Genomic DNA, 21246 nt, shown 5'->3' with positions numbered 1-21246 from the left:
GGGGCGTCCGCCGGGGCGGGCGCTCGCGGCGGGGAGTCGCGGGGTGGGCGGACTCCGGTCGTCAGATCCGGTAGCCGGAGCCCGGCACGGTGACGATCACCGGCGGGTCGCCGAGCTTGCGGCGCAGCGTCATCACGGTGACGCGCACGACGTTGGTGAACGGGTCGGTGTGCTCGTCCCAGGCCTTCTCCAGGAGCTGTTCGGCCGAGACGACGGCGCCGCCGGCCCGCATCAGCACCTCCAGGACGGCGAACTCCTTGGGGGCGAGCTGGACGGTGCGTCCGTCGCGGATCACCTCGCGCCGGCCGGGGTCGAGCGAGATGCCGGCGCGCTCCAGCACCGGGGGCAGCGGGATGGTCGCGCGGCGGCCCAGCGCCCTTACCCGGGCGACGAGTTCGCTGAAGGCGAACGGCTTCGGAAGGTAGTCGTCCGCGCCGATCTCCAGGCCCTCGACCCGGTCGCTGATGTCGCCGGAGGCGGTCAGCATGATCACCCGGGTGGCCAGGCCCTGCTCGACCACCTTGCGGCAGACGTCGTCCCCGTGGACCAGCGGAAGGTCGCGGTCCAGGACGACGACGTCGTAGTCGTTGACCGCGATGCGCTGGAGCGCGGCCTCCCCGTCGTACACCACGTCGACGGCCATCGCCTCGCGGCGCAGGCCGGTCGCGACGGCCTCGGCAAGCAGCTGCTCGTCCTCGACGACGAGAACCCGCACGGTCGTTGTCCCTTCTCCAGGCCGGCCCCGGAAGCGGACGCACGGCTCCGACGGTGCCTCCATCCTGCCTGGTCCGGCGGTAAAGCAGCGATAAGCTGCCCCACGGGCACGGCCCCCGGGTCCCCGGTGGTGACCGTTCGCATCCGCACCACTCCGCTTGGACTGTGACACAGGCAACTTTCTTCCGCCGGGAGGTTTCCCGGCCTCGGGGGCGGGGAGGACAGCTGCACACCCGCGATCTGGCTGACGGCCGGTCGCACCCACCCGCCGTGCGTTCATCCGCGCCGGCCCTGGGGCTGGGACATCACCGGGAGCGGTCCGTGGCCGCTCCGCACCCCGTCCGGAGATTCACCACCTTCCGGCTTGGGTGCTTTCACCGGCTGGACCTCCTCAGGGCGGAGAGCGCACGACCGTGCACGTCCGACACAGTAAGGGGGCCCGTATGGACGCCTTCAAGGCCGGAATCCTGCAGCGCATAGCCAACGCCGAGCAGGACCTGCACCGAGCGATCGAGGCCGGGGACGAGTTCCTCGCCGAGGTGGAGCAGTCCGAGCTGGACGACCTCCGCCGACTCGCCGCCGAGCACGGCGTGGACACGGTGCTGGAGCGCCACCGCACCGCTGCCTGACCCGTCCGGTACACCGACCCGTCGCCGGATCTCCGGCACCAGCGGCCCTGCGGGGGCCGTGCGAAACCCAGGCCCTGACATTCCCCGTGTGTCAGGGCTCTTCGCATGTCCGGTTTCGCCGCGCCGCGCCCGTGGCTCCGCGGGCGGGCGCGGCGGAACCGGTCAGTCCGCCCAGGCGCGCAGCGCGGCCAGCCGCTCCTGGAGCGGCTCGTACACCCCGGGGGCGGCGGCCACGGTCAGCTCGCCGTCCGGGCCGTGCCCGGGGCGGCCGCCGACCAGGGCGCCGGCCTCGGTGGCGATCAGGCAGCCGGCGGCCCGGTCCCAGGGGGCCAGGCCGCGCTCGTAGTAGCCGTCCAGCCGCCCGGCGGCGACGTCGCACAGGTCCACCGCGGCCGCCCCGGCCCGGCGGACGTCCCGCACCTCCGGCATGAGCGCCAGCAGCACCTCGGCCTGCCGGACCCGCACCGACTGGACGTAGTTGAAGCCGGTGGCGATCAGCGCCTGGCCCCACGGCGGGGCCGGGCGGACCGAGAGCGGGCGGCCGCCGAGGCGGGCACCACGGCCCAGGACGGCGTGGAACAGCTCGCCGCGGACCGGGGCGTACACCACGCCGACGACCGCCCGGCCGTCCACCTCGGCGGCCACGCTGACCGCCCAGGAGGGCAGCCCGTAGAGGTAGTTGACCGTTCCGTCGAGCGGGTCCACGACCCAGCGGACCCCGCTGGTGCCCGGCCGCTCGGCGCCCTCCTCGCCGAGGTAACCGTCCTCCGGGCGGCGGTCGGTGATCAGCTCCAGGACGAGCTTCTCGGAGGCGAGGTCCATCTCGGTGACCACGTCGACCGGGCTGGACTTGGTGCCGGCCACGCCGAGGTCGGCGGGCCGGCCGTCGCGCAGCAGGGCGCCGGCCTGCCGGGCCGCGTCCAGGGCGACCTCCAGCAGGTCGTCGAGGAGCCGGTCGTCGGGCAGGGCGGGGGTGGGCACGGGTTCTCCTCCGGGGCGACGGGACAACGGGACGACGGGGGCCGCGGGACGGGCGGGGCCGGCAGGTCCGGCGGGACGGACGGGACGGGCGGAGCCGGCGGTCAGCGCTCGGCGACGGCCGGACGCGGGGCGCGCGGGTTGGGGCAGCAGGCCACCGCGCACACGTCGTGGCTGGGGCCGAGGGCGCCGAGGGCGCAACGGGCCACCGGCTCGCCGCGCTCGGTGGCGGCCCGCTCCAGGACGAGCTCGCGCACCGCGGCGGCGAACCGGGGGTCGGCGCCGACGGTGGCGGCGCGGGCCACCGGCAGGCCGAGTTCGGCGGCCTTGGCGACGGCCTCGGTGTCGAGGTCGTACCTGACCTCCATGTGGTCGGAGACGAAGCCGATCGGGACCATCACCACGGCGGGCGCCCCGTCGGCCCGCTGGGCCTCCAGGTGGTCGCAGATGTCGGGTTCCAGCCACGGGATGTGCGGGGCCCCGCTGCGGCTCTGGTACACCAGCTCCCACGGCCGGTCGGCCACGCCGGTGCGCTCGGCCACCGCGGCGGCGATCAGCCGGGCCACGTCCAGGTGCTGGGCGACGTACGCGCCGCCGGGCTCGCCGCGGGCCGGGTCGTCCGGGGCGCCGGAGCTCTCGGCCATGGTCTCCGGGATGGAGTGGGTGGTGAACGCCAGCCGGGCGCCGGGGCGGACGGCCTCGGGCAGCCGGTCCAGGGCGGCCAGGGTGGCGTCGATCATGGGCTGGACGAAGCCGGGGTGGTTGTAGAAGTGCCGCAGCTTGTCGACCCGCAGGACGGGCACGCCCTCCTCGGCCAGCGTGGCCAGCGCGTCGGCCAGGTTCTCCCGGTACTGGCGGCAGCCCGAGTAGCCGGCGTAGGCGCTGGTGGCGAGCACGGCGATCCGGCGGTGGCCGTCGGCGGCCAGCTCGCGCAGGGTGTCGACCAGGTAGGGCGCCCAGTTCCGGTTGCCCCAGTAGATCGGCAGGCCCAGCCCGTTCTCGGCGAAGTCCTTGCGCAGCGCGGCGAGCAGCTCGCGGTTCTGCCCGTTGATCGGACTGACCCCGCCGAACATGAAGTAGTGCTTGCCCACCTCCCTCAGCCGCTCCTTGGGGATGCCGCGGCCGCGGGTGACGTTCTCCAGGAAAGGGACGACGTCCTCGGGGCCCTCGGGCCCGCCGAAGGACAGCAGCAGCAGGGCGTCGTACGGGGCGGCGCCGGACGGTGAGGGTTTGCGCGCGTCGGACATGGCACCGATCCTGCCACTGAGGGGGCGGGTGCCGTCCCCGGGGCCGCGCGGGCGTCCGGAAAATACCGTTTGCCAACGTACGTAAGCTGTGTTTGCCAGCCTTGTTCCTTACTCCCCCTGCCCGGAGCTCCCGTGCTGTCCAGCTACCGCCAGATATTCGCCTCCCCCGGCACTCTGGCCTTCTCCTCCACCGGCTTCGTCTCCCGCCTGCCGATCTCCATGACCGGGATCGGCATCGTGACCATGCTGTCCCAGCTCCGAGGCTCCTACGGGGTGGCGGGCCTGGTCTCGGCCTGCCTCGCGATCTCCGCCGCGGTCCTCGGCCCGCAGGTCTCCCGCCTGGTGGACCGGCACGGCCAGCGCAGGATCATCGTCCCCGCCATGGCGATCACCGTCGTCGCGGTCACCGGCCTGCTGCTCTGCGCCCGCCTGGAGGCCCCGGACTGGACGCTGTTCGTCTTCGCCGCCGGCATGGGCGTGATGCCGAGCACCGGCGCGATGGTCCGCGCCCGCTGGGCCCACCTCTACCGCGAGGACACCGGCAAGCTGCACACCGCCTACTCCTTCGAGGCCGTGGTCGACGAGGTCTGCTTCATCGTCGGCCCGATCCTCGCCATCGGCCTGGCCACCTCCGTCTTCCCCGAGGCCGGCGTGCTGCTGGCCGGGATCTTCCTCGCCGTCGGCGTCCTGCTGTTCGCCGGGCAGCGCTCCACCGAGCCGCCGATCCACCCGGCCGCCCGGCACGAGGGCGGCTCGGTGATCCTCAACCGCGGCCTCCAGGTGCTGATCGTGACCTTCGTCGCCACCGGTGCGATCTTCGGCTCGGTCGAGGTGGTCACCGTCGCGTACGCCGAGGCCCAGGGCCACAAGTCGATCTCCAGCGTGATCCTCGCCCTGTGGGCGCTCGGCTCCTGCCTGGCCGGGGTGGTCTTCGGGACCCTCAAGCTCACCGGCTCGATGGCGGTGCGCTTCCTCGGCGGCGTCCTGTTCATGGCCGTCAGCATGGTTCCGCTGCTGCTGGTCGCCCACGCGGTGCACGGCATCGGCGGACTGGTCGCGGTCGGCGCGGCGCTGCTGATCGCCGGCATCGCCATCTCCCCCACCCTGATCACCGCGATGGCCCTGGTCGAACGGCTCGTCCCGGCCTCCCAGCTGACCGAGGGCATGACCTGGACCACCACCGGCCTGGCCCTCGGCGTCGCGGTCGGCTCCTCGGCCGCCGGCTGGGTGGTCGACGCCTCCGGCGCCGCCGCGGGCTACTGGGTGCCGCTGGCCGCCGGCCTGCTCGGGGTGGTCGCCGCCCTCGCCGGCCTCGGCCGGCTGCGCGCCGGACTGGCCGCCGCACCCGGCGCCGAGACGGCCGTCCAGGAGGCCGAACGGACCGTAGACGCCGAACGGTGAACTGACTAGTCTCTCGCCCTACCCACGGGGCTACCTGTGGGTAGGGCGGCCGCGCCGCCCCCGACCGCGCCGACCCGTTCGGCCACGGAGCAGGAGGCAGCGCAATGCCCCAGGCCAGCACCGCGACCCCCACCCGGTGGACCAACTGGGCCGGCAACCAGAGCGCCCGGCCCGCCCGGGCCGCCGCCCCCGGCACCGTGGAGGAGCTGGCCAAGGAGATCCTGCGGGCCGCCGAACAGGGCCGCACCGTCAAGGCCGTCGGCTCCGGCCACTCCTTCACCTCGATCGCCTCCGCCGGTGACGGCGTCCAGATCCGCCCGCACGCGCTCACCGCCGTCCGCGGGATCGACCGCGAGGCCGGCACCATCACCGTCGAGTCCGGCCTCCCGCTGCACCGGCTCAACCGGGTCCTCGCCGCCGAGGGCCTCTCGCTGACCAACATGGGCGACATCGAGGTCCAGACCGTGGCCGGCGCCACCAGCACCGGCACCCACGGCACCGGCCGCGACTCCGGCTCGCTGGCCGCCCAGATCCGCTCCCTGGAGATCGTCCTCGCCGACGGCACCGTCCGGCACTGCTCCCCCACCGAGAACCCCCGGCTCTTCCAGGGCGCGCGGCTCGGGCTCGGCGCCCTCGGCGTGATCACCGCGCTCACCTTCGGCGTCGAGCCCGCCTTCCTGCTCACCGCACACGAGCAGCCGATGGGCTTCGACGAGGTGCTGGAACGCCTGGACGACCTCACCGCCGTCAACGAGCACTTCGAGTTCTACTGGTTCCCGCACACCGACCGCTGCTCCACCAAGCGCAACAACCGCAGCCAGGGCCCGGCCGCCCCACTGCCCCGGTTCAAGGAGTGGCTGGAGGACGACTTCCTCTCCAACACGGTCTGGGAGGGCGCCTGCCGGGTCGGCCGGCGCTTCCCCGGCTCGATCCCCTCGATCGCCTCGCTGGCCAGCCGGGCCTGGTCCGAGCGCAGCTTCACCGACACCGCGTACAAGGTGTTCACCAGCCCGCGCAAGGTCCGCTTCGTGGAGATGGAGTACGCCGTGCCGCGCGCGGCCGTCGGCGAGGTGCTGCGCGAACTGAAGGCCCTGGTCGAGCGCTCCGACTGGAAGGTCAGCTTCCCGGTCGAGGTGCGCTTCGCCCCCGCCGACGACCTCTGGCTCTCCACCGCCTCCGGCCGGGACAGCGCCTACATCGCCGTCCACCTCTACCGGGGCACCGCCGACCAGGGCTACTTCACCGGCGTCGAACAGCTGATGACCGCCCATCAGGGACGGCCGCATTGGGGCAAGCTGCACACTCGCGACGCCGCGTACCTGGCCGGCGTCTACCCGCACTTCGCCGACTTCACCGCGCTGCGCGACGAGGTCGACCCGCAGCGGGTGTTCGGCAACGACTACCTGCGCCGGGTGCTGGGCGCCTAGCGCCTACGGCGTGTCGGCGGCCGGCGGGGCCTTCGCGGGTTCGTTCGCGGGCTCCTTCACCGGATCCCTCGCCGGGTCCTTCGCCGGCGCGTCGCCCGACGCCGGCGGCTGCGGGCTCGCCCCGCCGGTGGGCCTGCCGCCACCCGCCGACGGGGAGGCGCCGGCCGACGGGGTCGCGCTCGGGCCCGCCGAGGGCGATGCCGACCCCGCGCCGGTGCCCGGCGTGTCGCCCGGCTCCCGGCTCGGCCCGGTGGTCGCCGGGGCCGAGGCGCCGCCGGACGGCGCGCCGCCCTGGCCGGGCCGGCCGCCCGGGGAGGGCCGGTCCGCCGGGGCGTCCTGCGGCCGGGAGGACTTGGGCGCCACCGAGCCGCCGAAGGACGTGCCGCTGCCGGATCCGCCCTTGACCGTCGCCGACACCGGCTGCCCGGTGGCGAGTTCGAACGCCAGGATCGGCGTCATCGCCAGCACGAAGACCAGCCCGGACACCGCCGCGTACGTCTTCCAGCCCCACCGCCGACGCGCCCGGACCACCTGCGGCTCGTTCCACTCCGAGGTGATCACCGGCGGCTGCGCCCGCGTCCCGGGCCGCTCGGCCTCCACCGGCACCTGGCGCAGGGTGTTGGCGGCCTGGTTCGGCCCCCGGTCCACCGCCTCGCGCAGCTGCTCGCCGGTCCGCTTGAAGATGTGCTGGAACACGGCGCTGCCGGTGGTGGCGCCGACACTCACCACGGCGGCGCCCAGGATCGTGCCGTACACCCCCAGTTCGGAGGCCAGCAGCGCCCCCACCACCGTGGCCAGCGCACTCGCCGCGACCTGAGCCACACTCAGATCGATGCGCCTGCGCTCCTCCTTGGCCTTGCCGCCCTCCTCGGCGGGGCTCCGCTCCGGCATCAACATCCCTCGGTCCATGCGACTGTTCTTCGAACAAGACTCTCCATCTTGCCCAAAGAAGGACACAAGGGGCGAAAATGCGGTTCTTCGCACCGGGATTGTGTGAAGATGATCACCGTCCATCCGGCGGTGGTCCGCCATTAGGGGAGCGCGCTCTTGAGATTCCCGTGAATCGCGGGAGACTTGAGCGGCGAGCCGCCCCTCTGGATGCCACGAATGGAGTACTGTTCGTAAAGCCCGAGCCTTGGGTCGACTTGTCGACTACGTCTACACCGGTAGCTTGACGAGGAGCCACGGAACGGGCACGCACGGCGACGCCCGTCCCGGATCGTCGCGTTCACTGCGCGTGCGAGGACGGCCGGGACACCCAGGCGCGACGTCGACGGATGGCGTGGCAAAAAGGCAACCGTGCCACAGCGGCGTGCGCGGGCGTAAGCCCGACACGCCGGGGAACTCAGCAAGGTTGTGGCCAGTCGCGAGTGGGCAGGCCACACTCAGTACGGGAGCAGCGACGCAGGTGACGTCGGCAGGCACCACCCGGGAGGTAACCGTGCCCGAACTGCGGGTTGTGGCCGTCAGCAACGACGGCACACGGCTGGTGCTCAAGGCTGCCGACAGCACGGAGTACACCCTTCCCATCGACGAGCGGCTGCGCGCCGCCATCCGCGGCGACCGGCCGCGCCTCGGCCAGATCGAGATCGAGGTCGAGAGCCATCTGCGCCCCCGGGACATCCAGGCCCGGATACGAGCCGGTGCCTCCGCCGAGGAGGTCGCCCAGGCCGCCGGGATCTCCGTCGACCGCGTCCGCCGCTTCGAGGGCCCGGTGCTCGCCGAGCGCGCCTTCATGGCCGAGCGCGCCCGCAAGACCGCCATCCGCCGCAACGGCGAGTCCCCCGGACCGCAGCTCGGCGAGGCCGTGGCCGAGCGGCTCGCGCTGCGCGGCGCCGAGAAGGACACCGAGCGCTGGGACTCCTGGCGGCGCGACGACGGCACCTGGGAGGTCATCCTCTCCTACCGGGCCGACGGCGAGGGCCGCAGCGCGTCGTGGACGTACGACCCGCCCCGGCGCCTGGTCCAGCCCAACGACGACGAGGCCCGCGCGCTGATCGGCGAGAACGTCGAGCGCGAGGAGGAGTCGGTCTTCCCGTTCATCCCGCGGATCGCCCGGCTCCCCCAGGACCGGCCGCCCCGCCCGATGATCGACCGGCCCTCGGCCGACCGCATCATGTCGGCCCGCGAGGTCCGCGAGTCGCGGGAGGCCACCGCCGAGTCCCGGGACTCGCTGACCAGCCTGCTCGACGTGGTCCCCGCCTTCCGCGGCGACCTCGCCGTCGGCGCCCCCGCCTCGATCGAACCGGTACCCGCCGAGGTCGCCGAGGACGGCGAGGAACCGGCTGCAACGGCCGCCCCGGCGGTCGGCGCGGGCTCGGCCTACGCCGACATCCTGATGCCGCGCGCCGTCGCCCCGCACCGCGAGCGCCTGGTCGGCACCACCGACCGGCAGGCCGAGGCGGACGGCGTCCGGCCCGGGCGCCGGGCCACCGTGCCCAGCTGGGACGAGATCGTCTTCGGCAGCCGGCGCAAGAAGCAGGAGTAGCAGGACGCCGAAGGGGCGGGAGGCCGGGCCTCCCGCCCCTTCGGCGTACCCGGGGATCAGCCCGGCTGCCCGGTGACCGCCACCGGGCGCGCCTCGTCGCTAGACCACTCGCTCCACGAGCCCGGGTACAGCGTGGCCGGCAGACCCGCCACCTCCAGCGCCAGGATCTGGTGCGCCGCCGTCACGCCCGAACCGCAGTACACCGCGGTCTCCCGCTCCCCCGCGCCCAGCGCCCGGAAGCGGGCGGCCAACTCGGGCGCCGGCAGGAACCGGCCGTCCGGGCCCACGTTGTCGGCCGTCGGCGCCGAGACCGCGCCCGGGATGTGCCCGGCCCGCGGGTCCACCGGCTCGGCCTCGCCCCGGTAGCGCTCCCCGGACCGGGCGTCCAGCAGCAGGCCGCCGCGCGCCCAGGCCGCGGCACCGTCCCCGTCCACCGTCGGCAGCTGCCCCGGCACCGGCTTGAAGTCGCCCTCCGCGGGCTCCGGCAGCTCGGCCGTCACCGGCAGCCCGGCCTCCCGCCAGGCCGCGAAGCCGCCGTCCAGCACCCGCACGTCCCGGTGCCCGGCCCAGCGCAACAACCACCAGGCCCGGGCCGCCGCCATCGAGGCCGCGCCGTCGTACACCACGACCGGGCGCCCCGCGCTCACCCCGAAGCGGCGCATCGCCGCGCCGAACTCCTCCGGGTCCGGCAGCGGGTGGCGCCCACCCCGGCCGGGGGCACCGGGCGGGGCCGCCAGGTCCCGGTCCAGCTCGACGAAGTGGGCGCCCGGCAGGTGACCGGCCCGGTACTCCTCGGCCGCGGTCGGGCCGCCCGGTGCGGCGCCGACCAGCTGGTAGCGCACGTCCAGCAGCACCGGCGGCAGCGCGGAGGCCAGCGCCTCCCGCAGCCCGGCCGCGGAGATCAGCGGGGAACCGTCGTTGTAGGTGGTGGTCATGGCGGCCATTGTCGCGCAGCGCGGGTGTCCGGCGGCGGGACATCCGGCTCGCAGTCGTGGTCCGACCGCCGGAATCCGACGGAATCCGCAGCGACACGCCCGAACCACCGCTCTTTGTGGGGTCTTTGCCGGACTTTCCGCGCGGCCCGAGGGTTGGGCGCCCGCCAGGGTGGAAGCATCACCCTCGCGCCCGAGGATTTCCGTGCGCCAACCACCCACGAGGAGGCCCGCATTGCCCGCGGTGGAACTCCGACTGGCCCAGGGCACGCCCTGCTGGGTCAGCCTGCTGACCGATGACCTGCCCGGCGCCCGCGCCTTCTACGGCGCCCTGCTCGGCTGGACGTACACCCCCGGGCCGGGCCAACTCGGCGACTACGTCCGGGCCGAGCTCGACGGGGCGCCGGTGGCCGGCCTCGGCGTCTCCACCGCCACCGGCTTCCCGGTGCAGTGGACCACCTACTTCGCCGTCGACGACGCCGACCGCACCGCCCAACTGGTCCGCGCGTGCGGCGGCACCGTCGCCGTCGGGCCGCTCCAGGCCGAGCGTGCCGGGCGGATGGCCATCGCCTCCGACGTCTCCGGCGCGGTCTTCGGCCTCTGGCAGGGCGAGGAGCACCTCGGCCGGGAGGCCGGGCGCGAACCGGGCGCCCCGGCCTGGGCCGAACTGCTCACCCCCGACGCGCCGGGCGCGGCCACCTTCTACGCCACCGTGCTCGACCGCCCGGTCCGCTCCACCCCGGAGGAGAGCGCGCTGCTGGTACACGGGCAGCCGGTCGCCGGCATCCGGCACCGCGCCGAGCTGCGCGGCCACCCGCCGCGCTGGCGCACCCACTTCGCGGTCCGCGACGCCGCGCTGACCGCCCGGCGCACCGTCGAACTCGGCGGCCGGGTCCTGGTCGAACCGCAGGACACCGCCCGCGGCCGCGCCGCCCGGCTGGCCGACCCGCAGGGCGGGCACTTCTCCGTACTGGAGGTGCTCCCCTAGACCCCGGGACGGCTTCGGCTGGCCCCGGGACGGCTTCGGATCCCGGGCCCGCGGTGGACTCAGGCCTGCTGCTCCTCGAAGGGCAGCACGTCCGGGGAGAGCACCGAGGCGCGCGCCGTCGCGGCGGTCAGCCGGCGGCGGTGGTGGCGGCGGCACAGCACCTCGTAACCGACCTCGTCCCGGGCCACCGAGATGTCGCCGATCACCACCTGGGCGCCCTCGACCACCATCACCCCGCCGACCGTCCGGGCGTTGTGGGTGGCCCGCGCGCCGCACCAGCACAGCGCCTCGACCTGGAGCACCTCCACCCGGTCGGCCAGCTCGATCAGCCGCTGCGAGCCGGGGAACAGCCGGGTGCGGAAGTCCGTGGTGATGCCGAAGGTGTAGACGTCGATGTCCAGTTCGTCCACCACCCGGGCCAGCTGGTCGACCTGCTCGGCGGCGAAGAACTGGGCCTCGTCGCAGATCAGGTAGTCCACCCGGCCGCCGGCCGAGAGCCGGTGCACCACGTGGGCGTGGAAGTCGAAGTCGTCCGTCACCTCGACCGCGTCCGCGCGCAGGCCCAGCCGGCTGGAGATCGTCGCCGCGCCCGCCCGGTCGTTGCGGGTGAGGATCACGCCCTGCCGGCCGCGCGCGGTGTGGTTGTGGTCCATCTGCAGCGCCAGCGTCGACTTGCCGCAGTCCATCGTGCCCGAGAAGAACACCAGTTCAGCCATGGGTGGAGCAAGGGCCTTTCAAATCAGGGGAGTTCGGGCACAGAAGAGTCAAGTGAGCGGATCAGCCGCGGATTTCGAGCAGCGGCACGAACTGCTCGACCGGAGTCATCGAACCGTGCAGACCGATCATCGCGGACTCGCCGGGCTCGTTGCGGGAGGCGACGATCGCGATGTCGTCGCGCGCCGCGGCGACCACGTCGCCGATCCGGGCGTACACCCGGTCGTCCACCACCGGGCCGAACCAGCCCGCCGCGATCGCCTGGTCCCGGGTGGCCACCCACATCCGGTCGCCCAGCACCTCGCTCCAGACCGTGTGCACGTCGGCCGCCGCCCCCGGCACCGCGTACACGTGCCGGGCCCGGCCCTCGCCGCCGAGCAGGGCGACACCGGCGCCCAGCTCCCAGTCCTCGTCGAAGTCGATCCGGTCCTCCGGCGCGATGTCGATCATGCCGTGGTCGGCCGTCACGTACATCGCCGAGCGCGGCGGCAGCTGCTCGGCCAGCCGGCGGGCCAGCCGGTCCACCGCGTCCAGCGTCATCCGCCACTCGTCCGAGTCCACCCCGAAGCGGTGGCCCGCGCCGTCCAGCTCGCTGACGTAGGTGTACACCAGCGCCCGGTCGTGCTCGGCCAGCCAGGCGGCCGCCTGGTCCATCCGCTCCTCGCCCGTGGTGCGGCCCATGAAGGTGCCGCCGGACAGCGCCACCCTGGTCAGCGGGGTCTGCGCGAACAGCGGGGACGAGACCTGCGCCGTCGCCACCCCGGCCTCGTGGGTGCGCTCGAAGACCGTCGGGTACGGCTGCCAGGCGTGCGGGTCGGTCGGCGGCTGCCAGCGGAGCTGGTTCATCAGGTAGCCGGCGCCCGGCACCGCCACGGTGTACCCGGCCAGGCCGTGCAGGCCCGGCGGCGTACCCGTGCCGACCGAGGCCAGCGAGGTCGCCGTGGTGGACGGGAAGCCCGCGGTCAGCGGACGGCCGCTGCCCCCCAGCGAACTCCCGGCGAGCGAGGACAGGAACGGCGCGTACTCGGGGTGGCGCAGCAGCAGCTCCCAGCCCAGGCCGTCCACCAGGAACACCACCACCCGGTCCGCCGGGGCGATCGGGAGCGTCGCGGTGAACCCGGGAACGCCGAGCCCCGCCGCCACCGAGGGCAGCAGGTCGCAGAGCGAGCCGCTGCCGTACGGGGGCGCGGGGGCCGTGGCCGGGTCGAGGATCTCGAAGGCGTCGAAGCCGTCGGCAGGAACGAAGGACATGGAACCGGATTCGTAGCGGGCGGAAACGGCGGCGATCAGACGGCGGCGATCAGACCCGCGGGCCGTTGTTGATCGTCGCGTCGGACAGCGCCCGGGCGAACACCAGCGCCTGGGCCACCGTCTCCGGGCCGTCACCGGCCTCGCTCACCCGCAGCGAGAGGTCGTCGGCCGTGGCGGAGCCGGTGTAGCCGTGGTCCGCCTCGCAGTTCGGGTCCGAGCAGCCGGCCGGCTCCAGGTCCAGGCGCTGCACCGCGCCCCAGCCGATCGTCAGCACCACCTCGCGCGGCAGGGTGCCCGGGGTGTACGTCTCCGGGTTGGCCACCATCCGGCTCACCACGACCGAGCCGATCCGGTCCAGTCGGACGCTCTCCGTCGACGTCGTCGCGAACGGCACCGCCGGGCTGCCCTCGGCGCCGGACTGCTCGTCGGTGTGGCTCACCACGAACCGGGTCGGGGTGAGCACCAGCACCGTCACGTGCCGACGCACCTCGTTGGCGTCGAAGGTCGTCTCCTGGTGCACCAGGTAGGAGCTGATCGGCTCCGGGCCCACCGCGGACTCGACCGCCTCGGACACCAGGGCCGGGTAGTAGCCGCTGCGCTCGATCGCCGAGCGCAGGTCCTGAGTGGTGGTGGTACCGGTCTTCGCCATATCTCCATCCTGGCATGGTCCGCCGACGAAGCGGGCGGCACGGCGCCGAGCTTCGGACAACAGCGCCCGGGCAGGGCGCAACCAAGGAAGGTTACAGCGTGCTCATGGCGCGCGGACCCAGATCGCTGCGGACCGGCAGTGGTGCGACCCGCACCCGCGCCCCCAGGATCGCCAGTCCGTGCGGGGCCACGACCACCGGTTCGAGATCCACCGAGGCGATCTCCGGCACGTCGTCCACCAGCTGCGACACCCGCAGCAGCAGCTCCTCCAGCGCGTCGGTGTCCACCGCCTCGGCGCCGCGCCAGCCGAACAGCAGCGGCGCGGCCCGGACCTCCCGGATCAGCCCGGCGACGTCCTGGTCGGTGGCCGGAACCAGCCGGTGCGCGGTGTCGCCCAGCAGTTCGGCCGGGGCGCCCGCCAGACCGAAGGACAGGATCGCGCCGACCGCCGGGTCCACCGTGGCGGCGATCACGGTGTCCACCCCGCGCGGTGCCATCCGCTGGACCACCAGGTCGGCCGGCGCGGCGCCGCCGAGCAGCGCGTCCAGCTCGCGGTGGGCGCGGCGCAGGCCCGCCTCGCCGGTCAGGTCCAGCCGGACGCTGCCCAGGTCGGGGCGGTGGCGCAGGTGCGGGGCGGTCGCCTTCAGCGCCACCGGGTAGCCGAGCGTCCCGGCGGCCCTGACGGCGGCCTCCTCGTCCGGGGCCGGCAGCACCGGCGAGACGTCGATCCCGTAGCGGGCCAGCAGTTCCTGCGCCTCGGCCTCGGACAGGGTGATCCGGGCGCCGCCGGGCTGGGCGCGCAGCAGGACGGTGCGGCGCGTAGCGCCTCGGGCAAGGGTGGTGGTGGGCGACGGGCGGGCGGCGGCCCGGGTGCTCAGCGCCGCCTCCACCAGCCGGCGGGCGCCGGGCTCGTCGATCCGGTCCAGCTCCGGGACGCGTGCCGTCTCCTCCGCCTCGGCCGTACGGCGGCGCCACTGCGCGTAGTGCACGGCGTGGGCGAGGGCGTGCACAGCCCGTTCGGGCGCCGCGTACGCGGGGATGCCGCCGGGGCGCAACCGGGCCGGCAGGTCGGTCAGCGCCAGGTGGGTGAGCAGCAGCGGCTTGCCCAGCTCCCGGGCGCGGTGGCCGGCGTCGAGGAGGGCCGCGGCGATCTCCGGGTCGTCCGAGCCCATCGCGGGGTCGTCCTCGCCGGTCAGCCGGCCGCCCATGAAGGCGTGGGCGGAGGTGCCGATCGGCGGGATGGCGACGGCGATCACCGCGTCCACGGCCGGGTCGGCGAGGGCGACGTCCAGGGCGATCCGGAAGTTCTCGCCGGTCGCGGCGGTGGTGAGGTCGACGGGCGTGCGCGGGCGCAGGCCGGCGCTCAGCAGGGCGTCGTAGGTGAGCAGGCCGAGCGAGTCGGAATTGCCGACCACCGCGACCCGGTTGCCCGGCGGCAGCGGTTGCTGGGCCAGCAGCTCGCCGGTGTCGTACAGCTCGGTGATGGTCGACACCCGGGTGACGCCGGCCTGTTCGAACAGCGCGTCCACGGTGGCGTCGCGCAGACCGGTGGCGGTGGCGGGGACGGCGTGGCCGGGCGGCAGGCTGCCGGTGTGCCGGGCGCCCTTGACCACCACGACCGGCTTGACGGCGGCGAGGCGGCGGGCGATCCGGGTGAACTTGCGCGGGTTGCCGAAGGACTCCAGGTACAGCAGCACCACCTGGGTGGCCTCGTCCTCGGCCCAGTACTGGAGGAAGTCGTTGCCGGAGACGTCGGCGCGGTTGCCGACCGACGCGAAGGAGGAGACGCCGAGGCCGCGCTTGTGGGCGGCCTCCAGCAGGGCCACACCGATCGCGCCGGACTGGCAGAAGATCCCGAAGCCGCCGCGGCCGGGCAGCCGTGGGGCGAGCGAGGCGTTCAGCGGGCGCTGCGGGTCGGTGTTGATCAGGCCGAAGGCGTTCGGGCCGATCACCCGCATGCCGGCCGCGCGGGCCTGGCGGACCAGCGCGCGCTGGCGGTCCCGGCCCTCCGGGCCGGTCTCCGCGTAGCCGGCGGTGACCACCACCAGGCCCTGCACCCCGTGGGCGCCGCAGTCGGCGACGGCGGCCGGGACGGCGCCCTCGGGGACGGCGATCACCGCGAGGTCCACCGGCCCGGGAATGTCCAGAATCGAACGGTGGACCGGGACGCCGTCCAGCTCGGTGCCGGGTACGGCGTTGCGGTTCACCGCGTACACCGGGCGGTCGGCCCGGGCGTCGTCGCCCAGCAGGTCGCGCAGGATGGCGCGGCCGACGGTCTGCGGGGTGCGGGAGACCCCGATCACCGCCACCGAGCGCGGGGTGAGCAGCCGCTGCACCGAACGTGCCTCGGCGCGGTGCTCGCGGGCGCGCATCACGGCGAGCGAGCGGTCGGTCTGTTCGAGGTCGAACTCCAGGTGCACCACGCCGTCGGCGAAGCTGCGGTGCTGGGTGTAGCCGGCGTCGGTGAAGACCTTCACCATCTTCCGGTTCTCCGGCAGCACTTCGGCCTGGAAGCGGCGGATGCCGCGCTCCTGCGCGACCGCCGCGATGTGCTCCAGCAGGGCGGAGGCCACGCCGCGGCCCTGGTGGGCGTCCTGCACCAGGAAGGCCACCTCGGCGTCGGTGCCGGTGTCGGAGGGGCGGCCCTCGGCGTCGATCCGGTCGTAGCGGACGGTGGCGATGAAGCGGTCCCGGACCACCACCGCGAGGCCGACCCGGTTCACGAAGTCGTGGTGGGTGAAGCGGCGGACGTCCTTGTCGGAGAGCCGCGGGTAGGGGGCGAAGAACCGGAAGTACTTGGACTGGTCCGACACCTGCTCGTAGAACTCCACGAGCCGTCCGGCGTCGTCGGGCGTGATCGGACGGATCCGGGCCGTGCCTCCGTCGCGCAGCAGGATGTCCGCTTCCCAGTGCTGCGGGTAGTCGGGTTGCTCGGGGTTCGCCACCGCGGGGTCTTCCACATTCGTCAGGTTATCCGGCAATGAGCCGGATGGCGCCGGACGCGTGCCCACGGCAGGGTGGACAGGACCATCGACCGGGTTTTATGCCCCGAAAAGAAACAATCACAACTCCTGAACGCAGCGGTTCCCAGGGGCCACCTGCGTGCAACACTGGTCTAGACAACATGGCCGCTTCCCCCGCTCCCCCGAGCACGGCCGTGACCAGCTTCACCGGAAAGGCACGTCTCATGGCTGAGCGCCGCGTCACCATCGGTTGGGCCGAGGGCCTGCACGCCCGTCCCGCCTCCGTCTTCGTCCGGGCCGTCACGGCCACCGGCGTGCCGATCACCATCGCCAAGCCGGGCGGCAACCCGGTCAACGCCGCCTCCATGCTCGGCCTCCTCGGCCTGGGCGCCCAGGGCGGCGACGAGGTCATCCTCGCCTCCGACGCCGAGAACGCCGACGACGCCCTCGACCGCCTCGCCAAGCTGGTCTCCGAGGGCCTCGACGAGCTCCCCGCCGCGGTCTGAGCTCGCGACACCCACCCGATCGGGGTGCCGCCACAGTGTGGCGGCACCCCGATCGGCTTTCGGTCAGCCCTTCACGCAGACGACCTGCTTGAGGTGCGCGACCACCTCGACGAGGTCCTTCTGCTGCTCGATGACCTTCTCGATGTTCTTGTAGGCACCCGGGATCTCGTCCACCACGCCGCCGTCCTTGCGGCACTCCACGCCCTTGGTCTGCTCGACCAGGTCCTGGGTGGTGAACCGCTTCTTCGCCGCGTTGCGGCTCATCTTGCGGCCGGCGCCGTGCGAGGCGGAGTTGAACGACGCCGCGTTGCCCAGGCCGCGGACGATGTAGGAACCCGTCCCCATCGAGCCCGGGATGATCCCGAGGTCCCCGGAGCCGGCCCGGATCGCGCCCTTGCGGGTCACCAGCAGGTCGACGCCGTCGTACCGCTCCTCCGACACGTAGTTGTGGTGGCAGCTGATCACGTCGTCGAAGGCGACCTCCGCCTTGGGGAACTCCCGCCGGACGACGTCCTGGAACAGCGCCATCATCACCGCGCGGTTGTGCTTCGCGTACTCCTGCGCCCAGAAGAGGTCCTGGCGGTAGGCCGCCATCTCCGGGGTCTTCGCGAGGAAGACGGCCAGGTCCTGGTCGATCAGGCCCTGGTTGTGCGGCAGCGAGCGGGCGGTGCTCATGTGGTGCTCGGCCAGCTCCTTGCCGATGTTGCGGGAACCGGAGTGGAGCATCAGCCAGACCGCATCAGTCGTATCGATACACAGTTCTATGAAGTGATTTCCTCCGCCGAGCGTGGCCATCTGCTGCATCGCCCGCTCGCGGCGCCACCTGACGTCCTCCGCGATGCCGTCGAAGCGCCGCCAGAAGTCGTCCCAGCCCGTCGCGCGGAAGCCCTGCAGCTTCGCCGGGTCGACCGGGTCGGTGTGCAGGCCGCGGCCGACCGGGATGGCCCGCTCGATCTCGCGGCGCAGGCCGGAGAGGTCGTCCGGGAGGTCCTCGGCGGTGAGCGAGGTCTTCACCGCGCTCATGCCGCAGCCGATGTCGACGCCGACGGCCGCCGGGCAGACCGCGTCCTTCATGGCGATGACGGAGCCGACGGTGGCGCCCTTGCCCAGGTGGACGTCGGGCATCACGGCGAGGCCGTGCAGCCAGGGCAGGGAGCTGATGTTGCGCAGCTGCTGCAGGGCCTGGCCCTCGACCGTCGCCGGGTCGGTCCACATCCGGATCGGCACCCGGACGCCGGGCACCTCGGTGTACGTCATGGTCGAACGACCTCCAGAGGTCGGGAAGTTCACGTGAGGATGCTGCCGCGCGTGGAATCCCGGCGCGGCTCGGGGAAGTTCAGGGGGTGGGGCTCAGCGGCCCAGGGCGACGGGACAGGGGGAATACGGCCGTGGGGAGCGTCGTATGACTCGCTCGACCCGCATGGTGACCGCCTCCCTTCCTTCGTCGCCGGTTCGCACGTGCTGTGCGCCGGGGAACATCTATCCACGGAACGGGGGCGGCCCGCAACGGATTTAACAACGCGTCCGGCCCGGCGGAGCGGGTGCTCCACCGGGCCGGACGGGGATCCGACGGACGGATCAGCTGACGACGGTGACCTCGCCGATGCCGAGCGCCCGCACGTCGTCGGCGATCACGGCGGCGTCGCCGACCAGGACGGTGACGAGGCGGTCCGGCGGGAAGGCCGCGACGACAGCCTCGGTGGCGGCGGCGGTGGGCAGTTCGGCGAGCTGCCGGTAGACCTCCGCCTGGTAGTCGTCCGGCAGGTACTGCTCGACCTGGTCGGCCAGGGTGCCGGCGACCGAGCCCGCGGTCTCGTACTTCAGCGGGGCGACGCCGACCAGGAACTGCACGGCCTCGTCGCGCTCGGCGTCGGTGAGGCCCTCGGCGGCGAGGGTGCGCAGGATGGTCCAGGTGTCGGCCAGCGCCGGGGCGGTGGAGGCGGTGTCCACCGAGCCGCTGATGGCGAGCATCGCGCGCCCGCTGCCGTCGGCGGCCGAGCGCAGCGGCTGGGCGAAGGCCCGCACGCCGTAGGTGTAGCCCTTCTCCTCACGCAGGACGCGGTCGAGGCGGGAGGTGAGGGTGCCGCCCAGGCAGTAGGTGCCGAGGATCTGGGCGGCCCAGAGCGGGTCGTGGCGGTCGGGCCCGATCCGGCCGATGAGCAGCTGGGTCTGGACGGAGCCGGGGCGGTCCACGATGACGACGCGGCCGCGGTCGTCGCCGGTGACCGGGGCGTGGGCGGACGGCTCGGCGGCCGCCGCGGTCCAGGTGCCGAGGGTGCTCTCCAGCAGCGCGGGCAGGTCGACGCCGGTGAGGTCGCCGACGACCACGACGGTGCTGGTCGCGGGGCGCACATGGGCGTCGTAGAAGGCCTTGACGGCCGCGCGGTCGATCGACTTGACGGTGTCGGCGGTGCCGGCGCGGGGCCGGGAGAGCCGGTCGGCGGCGTCGAACAGCTCGGCGTACAGGGCCTTGGCGGCGCGCCGGGCGGGGTTGGCCTGCTCGTGGACGATCTCGTCCAGGCGGTTGGCGACCAGCCGCTCGATCTCCGCCTCGGGCAGGGCGGGGGCGCGCAGGGCGTCGGCCAGCAGGGACAGGCCGCGCTGGAGCCGGGAGGCGGGGACCTCCAGGGAGATCCGGATGCACGGGTGGTCGGCGTGGGCGTCGAGGGTGGCGCCGGCGCGCTCCAGCTCGGCGGCGAACTCCTCGGCGCTGAGGGTGTCGGTGCCCTCGCTGAAGGCGCGGGCGAGGATGCCGGCGATGCCGTCGAGGCCGTCGGGCTCGGCGGCGAGCGGGGCGTCGAGCAGCACCTCGACGGCGACCAGCTGCTGGCCGGGCCGGTGGCAGTGCAGGACGGTGATGCCGTTGCCGAGGGCGGCCCGCTCGGGGGCGGGGAAGTCCCAGGGGCTGGGCGTGCCCGGCTGGGGCTGCGGGTGGAAGGTCATGGCGGGGACGTAGTCGGTGCTCATACGGCGGCACCCTCCTCTTCGGAAGCGGCGTCGGTCTCGGCGGCGGTGGGCTCGTAGACGAGGACGGCCCGGTTGTCGGGGTGGAGCCGGGCCTTGGCGATGGCCTGGACCTCCTCGGCGGTGACGTCGAGGACCTTGGGGAGGGCGTCGTTGAGCAGCTTCGGATCGCCGAACAGGACGGCGAAGCGGCACAGTTCGTCGGCACGGCCGGCGACGGTGGTGAGCCGGTCGAGCCACTCGCGCTCGATCTGGGCCTGGGCGCGTTCGAGTTCCTCGGCGGTGGGGCCCTCGGCGGCGAAGCGGGCGAGCTCCTCGTCGACGGCGGTGCCGATCTGCTCGACGGTGGCATCGCCGGAGGTCTTGACGTCGAGCCAGCCGAGGCTGGGGGCGCCGGCCAGGCGCAGCAGGCCGAAGCCGGCGGCGACGGCGGTGCGGTCGCGGCGGACCAGCCGGTTGTAGAGGCGGCTGGACTCGCCGCTGCCGAGGATGGTGAGGGCGAGGTCGGCGGCGTCGGCCTCGCGGGTGCCGTCGTGCGGGAGCCGGTAGGCGGCCATCAGGGCGCGCGAGGGGACGTCCTCGCGGATCTCCTCGCGGATCTCGCGGCCGATGGTCTCGGGGAGTTCGCCGGAGCGCGGCGGCTGCTTGCCGTCGTGTGCGGGAATGGAGCCGAAGTACTTCTCGACCCAGGCGACGGTCTGCTCGGGGTCGATGTCGCCGACGACGGACAGGACGGCGTTGTTGGGCGCGTAGTACGTCCGGAAGAACGTGCGGGCGTCCTCCAGGGTGGCCGCGTCGAGGTCGGCCATGGAGCCGATCGGGGTGTGGTGGTACGGGTGGCCGTCGGGGAAGGAGAGCGCGGTGAGCTTCTCGAACGCGGTGCCGTACGGGACGTTGTCGTAGCGCTGGCGGCGCTCGTTCTTGACGACGTCGCGCTGGTTCTCCATGGACGTCTCGTCGAGCGCGGCGAGCAGCGAGCCCATCCGGTCGGCCTCCAGCCAGAGAGCGAGCTCCAGCTGGTGGGCGGGCATGGTCTCGAAGTAGTTGGTGCGCTCGAAGCTGGTGGTGCCGTTGAGCGAGCCGCCGGCGCCCTGGACGAGCTCGAAGTGCCCGTTGTTGGAGACGTTGGCCGAGCCCTGGAACATCAGGTGCTCGAAGAGGTGGGCGAGGCCGGTGCGGCCCTTGACCTCGTGGCGGGAGCCCACGTCGTACCAGAGGCAGACGGCGGCGACCGGGGTGAGGTGGTCCTCGGAGAGGACGACGCGCAGGCCGTTGGCCAGGCGGTGCTCGGTGATGGCGATGCCTCGGCTGGAGGCGGGGGCCGGGTTGGCCATGCGCTCGGGTCCTTCCCGTCGTCGATGTCGGGGTTCGTGTGGCGTCCCCCATTGTGGTGCAA

At 73.8% G+C, this 21246-nt stretch carries 18 protein-coding genes; 6 read left to right on the top strand and 12 right to left on the bottom strand.

The genetic code is table 11. The annotated features are described in order from the left end of the window. Positions 1-61: 61 nt before the first annotated feature. Complete coding sequence (locus ACZ5OX_RS33125) at positions 62-715, bottom strand: response regulator transcription factor (RefSeq protein ID WP_030057689.1); 654 nt, start codon at positions 713-715, stop codon at positions 62-64. Between the two features lie 442 nt (positions 716-1157). Here ACZ5OX_RS33125 and ACZ5OX_RS33120 point away from each other — a divergent pair, with 442 nt between their 5' ends. Continuing rightward, positions 1158-1343, top strand: a complete 186-nt coding sequence (locus ACZ5OX_RS33120) for a hypothetical protein (protein WP_030057688.1) — start codon at positions 1158-1160, stop codon at positions 1341-1343. A gap of 162 nt (positions 1344-1505) precedes the next feature. Here ACZ5OX_RS33120 and ACZ5OX_RS33115 read toward each other — a convergent pair whose 3' ends face one another. Further along, a complete protein-coding gene (locus ACZ5OX_RS33115) occupies positions 1506-2324 on the bottom strand; it encodes an inositol monophosphatase family protein (protein ID WP_465635175.1) in 819 nt (272 codons plus the stop codon). A gap of 101 nt (positions 2325-2425) precedes the next feature. Continuing rightward, on the bottom strand, positions 2426-3568 hold the full coding sequence (locus tag ACZ5OX_RS33110; RefSeq protein WP_465635173.1) for a ferrochelatase: 1143 nt from the start codon (positions 3566-3568) through the stop codon (positions 2426-2428). Between the two features lie 132 nt (positions 3569-3700). On the opposite strand from ACZ5OX_RS33110, the gene ACZ5OX_RS33105 reads away from it, so the two are divergent. After that, positions 3701-4969, top strand: coding sequence for an MFS transporter (locus ACZ5OX_RS33105; protein ID WP_465635171.1), 1269 nt, complete (start codon positions 3701-3703; stop codon positions 4967-4969). A 104-nt stretch (positions 4970-5073) separates the two neighbouring features. After that, a complete protein-coding gene (locus ACZ5OX_RS33100) occupies positions 5074-6396 on the top strand; it encodes a D-arabinono-1,4-lactone oxidase (protein WP_465635169.1) in 1323 nt (440 codons plus the stop codon). Between the two features lie 3 nt (positions 6397-6399). On the opposite strand, the gene ACZ5OX_RS33095 is transcribed toward ACZ5OX_RS33100, so the two are convergent. Further along, positions 6400-7287 (bottom strand): hypothetical protein, encoded by an 888-nt coding sequence (locus ACZ5OX_RS33095; protein WP_465635167.1) that lies wholly within the window; start codon positions 7285-7287, stop codon positions 6400-6402. A gap of 517 nt (positions 7288-7804) precedes the next feature. Between ACZ5OX_RS33095 and sepH the strand changes: the two genes are divergently transcribed. Continuing rightward, positions 7805-8884, top strand: coding sequence for a septation protein SepH (gene sepH / locus ACZ5OX_RS33090; protein ID WP_449793408.1), 1080 nt, complete (start codon positions 7805-7807; stop codon positions 8882-8884). 56 nt (positions 8885-8940) lie between these two features. Here the strand turns inward: sepH and ACZ5OX_RS33085 are convergent, their stop codons facing one another. Beyond that, positions 8941-9819, bottom strand: coding sequence for a sulfurtransferase (locus tag ACZ5OX_RS33085; protein WP_465635164.1), 879 nt, complete (start codon positions 9817-9819; stop codon positions 8941-8943). A 241-nt stretch (positions 9820-10060) separates the two neighbouring features. Between ACZ5OX_RS33085 and ACZ5OX_RS33080 the strand changes: the two genes are divergently transcribed. Further along, positions 10061-10804: a VOC family protein gene (locus tag ACZ5OX_RS33080; RefSeq protein WP_465635192.1), complete on the top strand. Its 744-nt coding sequence runs from the start codon at positions 10061-10063 to the stop codon at positions 10802-10804. Positions 10805-10863: 59 nt separating this feature from the next. On the opposite strand, the gene ACZ5OX_RS33075 is transcribed toward ACZ5OX_RS33080, so the two are convergent. From ACZ5OX_RS33075 to ACZ5OX_RS33060, 4 genes are all read right to left on the bottom strand, one after another. Further along, entirely contained in the window at positions 10864-11520 is a 657-nt protein-coding gene (locus tag ACZ5OX_RS33075) for a thymidine kinase (protein WP_392883724.1), read from the bottom strand. Between the two features lie 61 nt (positions 11521-11581). Then, positions 11582-12769, bottom strand: a complete 1188-nt coding sequence (locus ACZ5OX_RS33070) for an alkaline phosphatase family protein (RefSeq protein ID WP_449793410.1) — start codon at positions 12767-12769, stop codon at positions 11582-11584. 49 nt (positions 12770-12818) lie between these two features. Then, positions 12819-13418, bottom strand: a complete 600-nt coding sequence (locus ACZ5OX_RS33065) for a DUF5998 family protein (RefSeq protein WP_392883721.1) — start codon at positions 13416-13418, stop codon at positions 12819-12821. Between the two features lie 91 nt (positions 13419-13509). Further along, entirely contained in the window at positions 13510-16377 is a 2868-nt protein-coding gene (locus ACZ5OX_RS33060) for a bifunctional acetate--CoA ligase family protein/GNAT family N-acetyltransferase (protein WP_465635162.1), read from the bottom strand. 227 nt (positions 16378-16604) lie between these two features. Between ACZ5OX_RS33060 and ACZ5OX_RS33055 the strand changes: the two genes are divergently transcribed. Continuing rightward, positions 16605-16886: an HPr family phosphocarrier protein gene (locus tag ACZ5OX_RS33055; protein WP_359817494.1), complete on the top strand. Its 282-nt coding sequence runs from the start codon at positions 16605-16607 to the stop codon at positions 16884-16886. Between the two features lie 63 nt (positions 16887-16949). On the opposite strand, the gene ACZ5OX_RS33050 is transcribed toward ACZ5OX_RS33055, so the two are convergent. The 3 genes from ACZ5OX_RS33050 to ACZ5OX_RS33040 all read right to left on the bottom strand — a co-directional run bounded on the left by ACZ5OX_RS33050 (position 16950) and on the right by ACZ5OX_RS33040 (position 21184). Next, positions 16950-18143, bottom strand: a complete 1194-nt coding sequence (locus ACZ5OX_RS33050) for an RtcB family protein (RefSeq protein WP_465635160.1) — start codon at positions 18141-18143, stop codon at positions 16950-16952. A 321-nt stretch (positions 18144-18464) separates the two neighbouring features. Beyond that, on the bottom strand, positions 18465-19829 hold the full coding sequence (locus ACZ5OX_RS33045; protein WP_402416386.1) for a M16 family metallopeptidase: 1365 nt from the start codon (positions 19827-19829) through the stop codon (positions 18465-18467). Between the two features lie 20 nt (positions 19830-19849). Further along, positions 19850-21184: a M16 family metallopeptidase gene (locus tag ACZ5OX_RS33040; RefSeq protein WP_449793414.1), complete on the bottom strand. Its 1335-nt coding sequence runs from the start codon at positions 21182-21184 to the stop codon at positions 19850-19852. Positions 21185-21246: the final 62 nt, after the last annotated feature.

The organism is Kitasatospora sp. NPDC032121 (assembly GCF_055580145.1).
The sequence above is the reverse complement of the archived record's forward strand: the minus strand, read 5'-3'. Positions and strand labels throughout refer to the sequence as shown.

What these genes read in the sequence shown, in the direction of transcription:
- ACZ5OX_RS33075 (WP_392883724.1), bottom strand. Translation starts at nt 11,520, where the DNA reads ATGGCTGAACTGGTGTTCTTCTCGGGCACGATGGACTGCGGCAAGTCG.
- ACZ5OX_RS33110 (WP_465635173.1), bottom strand. Translation starts at nt 3,568, where the DNA reads ATGTCCGACGCGCGCAAACCCTCACCGTCCGGCGCCGCCCCGTACGAC.
- ACZ5OX_RS33070 (WP_449793410.1), bottom strand. Translation starts at nt 12,769, where the DNA reads ATGTCCTTCGTTCCTGCCGACGGCTTCGACGCCTTCGAGATCCTCGAC.
- ACZ5OX_RS33045 (WP_402416386.1), bottom strand. Translation starts at nt 19,829, where the DNA reads ATGACCTTCCACCCGCAGCCCCAGCCGGGCACGCCCAGCCCCTGGGAC.
- ACZ5OX_RS33040 (WP_449793414.1), bottom strand. Translation starts at nt 21,184, where the DNA reads ATGGCCAACCCGGCCCCCGCCTCCAGCCGAGGCATCGCCATCACCGAG.
- ACZ5OX_RS33050 (WP_465635160.1), bottom strand. Translation starts at nt 18,143, where the DNA reads ATGACGTACACCGAGGTGCCCGGCGTCCGGGTGCCGATCCGGATGTGG.
- ACZ5OX_RS33100 (WP_465635169.1), top strand. Translation starts at nt 5,074, where the DNA reads ATGCCCCAGGCCAGCACCGCGACCCCCACCCGGTGGACCAACTGGGCC.
- ACZ5OX_RS33095 (WP_465635167.1), bottom strand. Translation starts at nt 7,287, where the DNA reads ATGCCGGAGCGGAGCCCCGCCGAGGAGGGCGGCAAGGCCAAGGAGGAG.
- ACZ5OX_RS33085 (WP_465635164.1), bottom strand. Translation starts at nt 9,819, where the DNA reads ATGACCACCACCTACAACGACGGTTCCCCGCTGATCTCCGCGGCCGGG.
- ACZ5OX_RS33120 (WP_030057688.1), top strand. Translation starts at nt 1,158, where the DNA reads ATGGACGCCTTCAAGGCCGGAATCCTGCAGCGCATAGCCAACGCCGAG.
- ACZ5OX_RS33055 (WP_359817494.1), top strand. Translation starts at nt 16,605, where the DNA reads ATGGCTGAGCGCCGCGTCACCATCGGTTGGGCCGAGGGCCTGCACGCC.
- ACZ5OX_RS33065 (WP_392883721.1), bottom strand. Translation starts at nt 13,418, where the DNA reads ATGGCGAAGACCGGTACCACCACCACTCAGGACCTGCGCTCGGCGATC.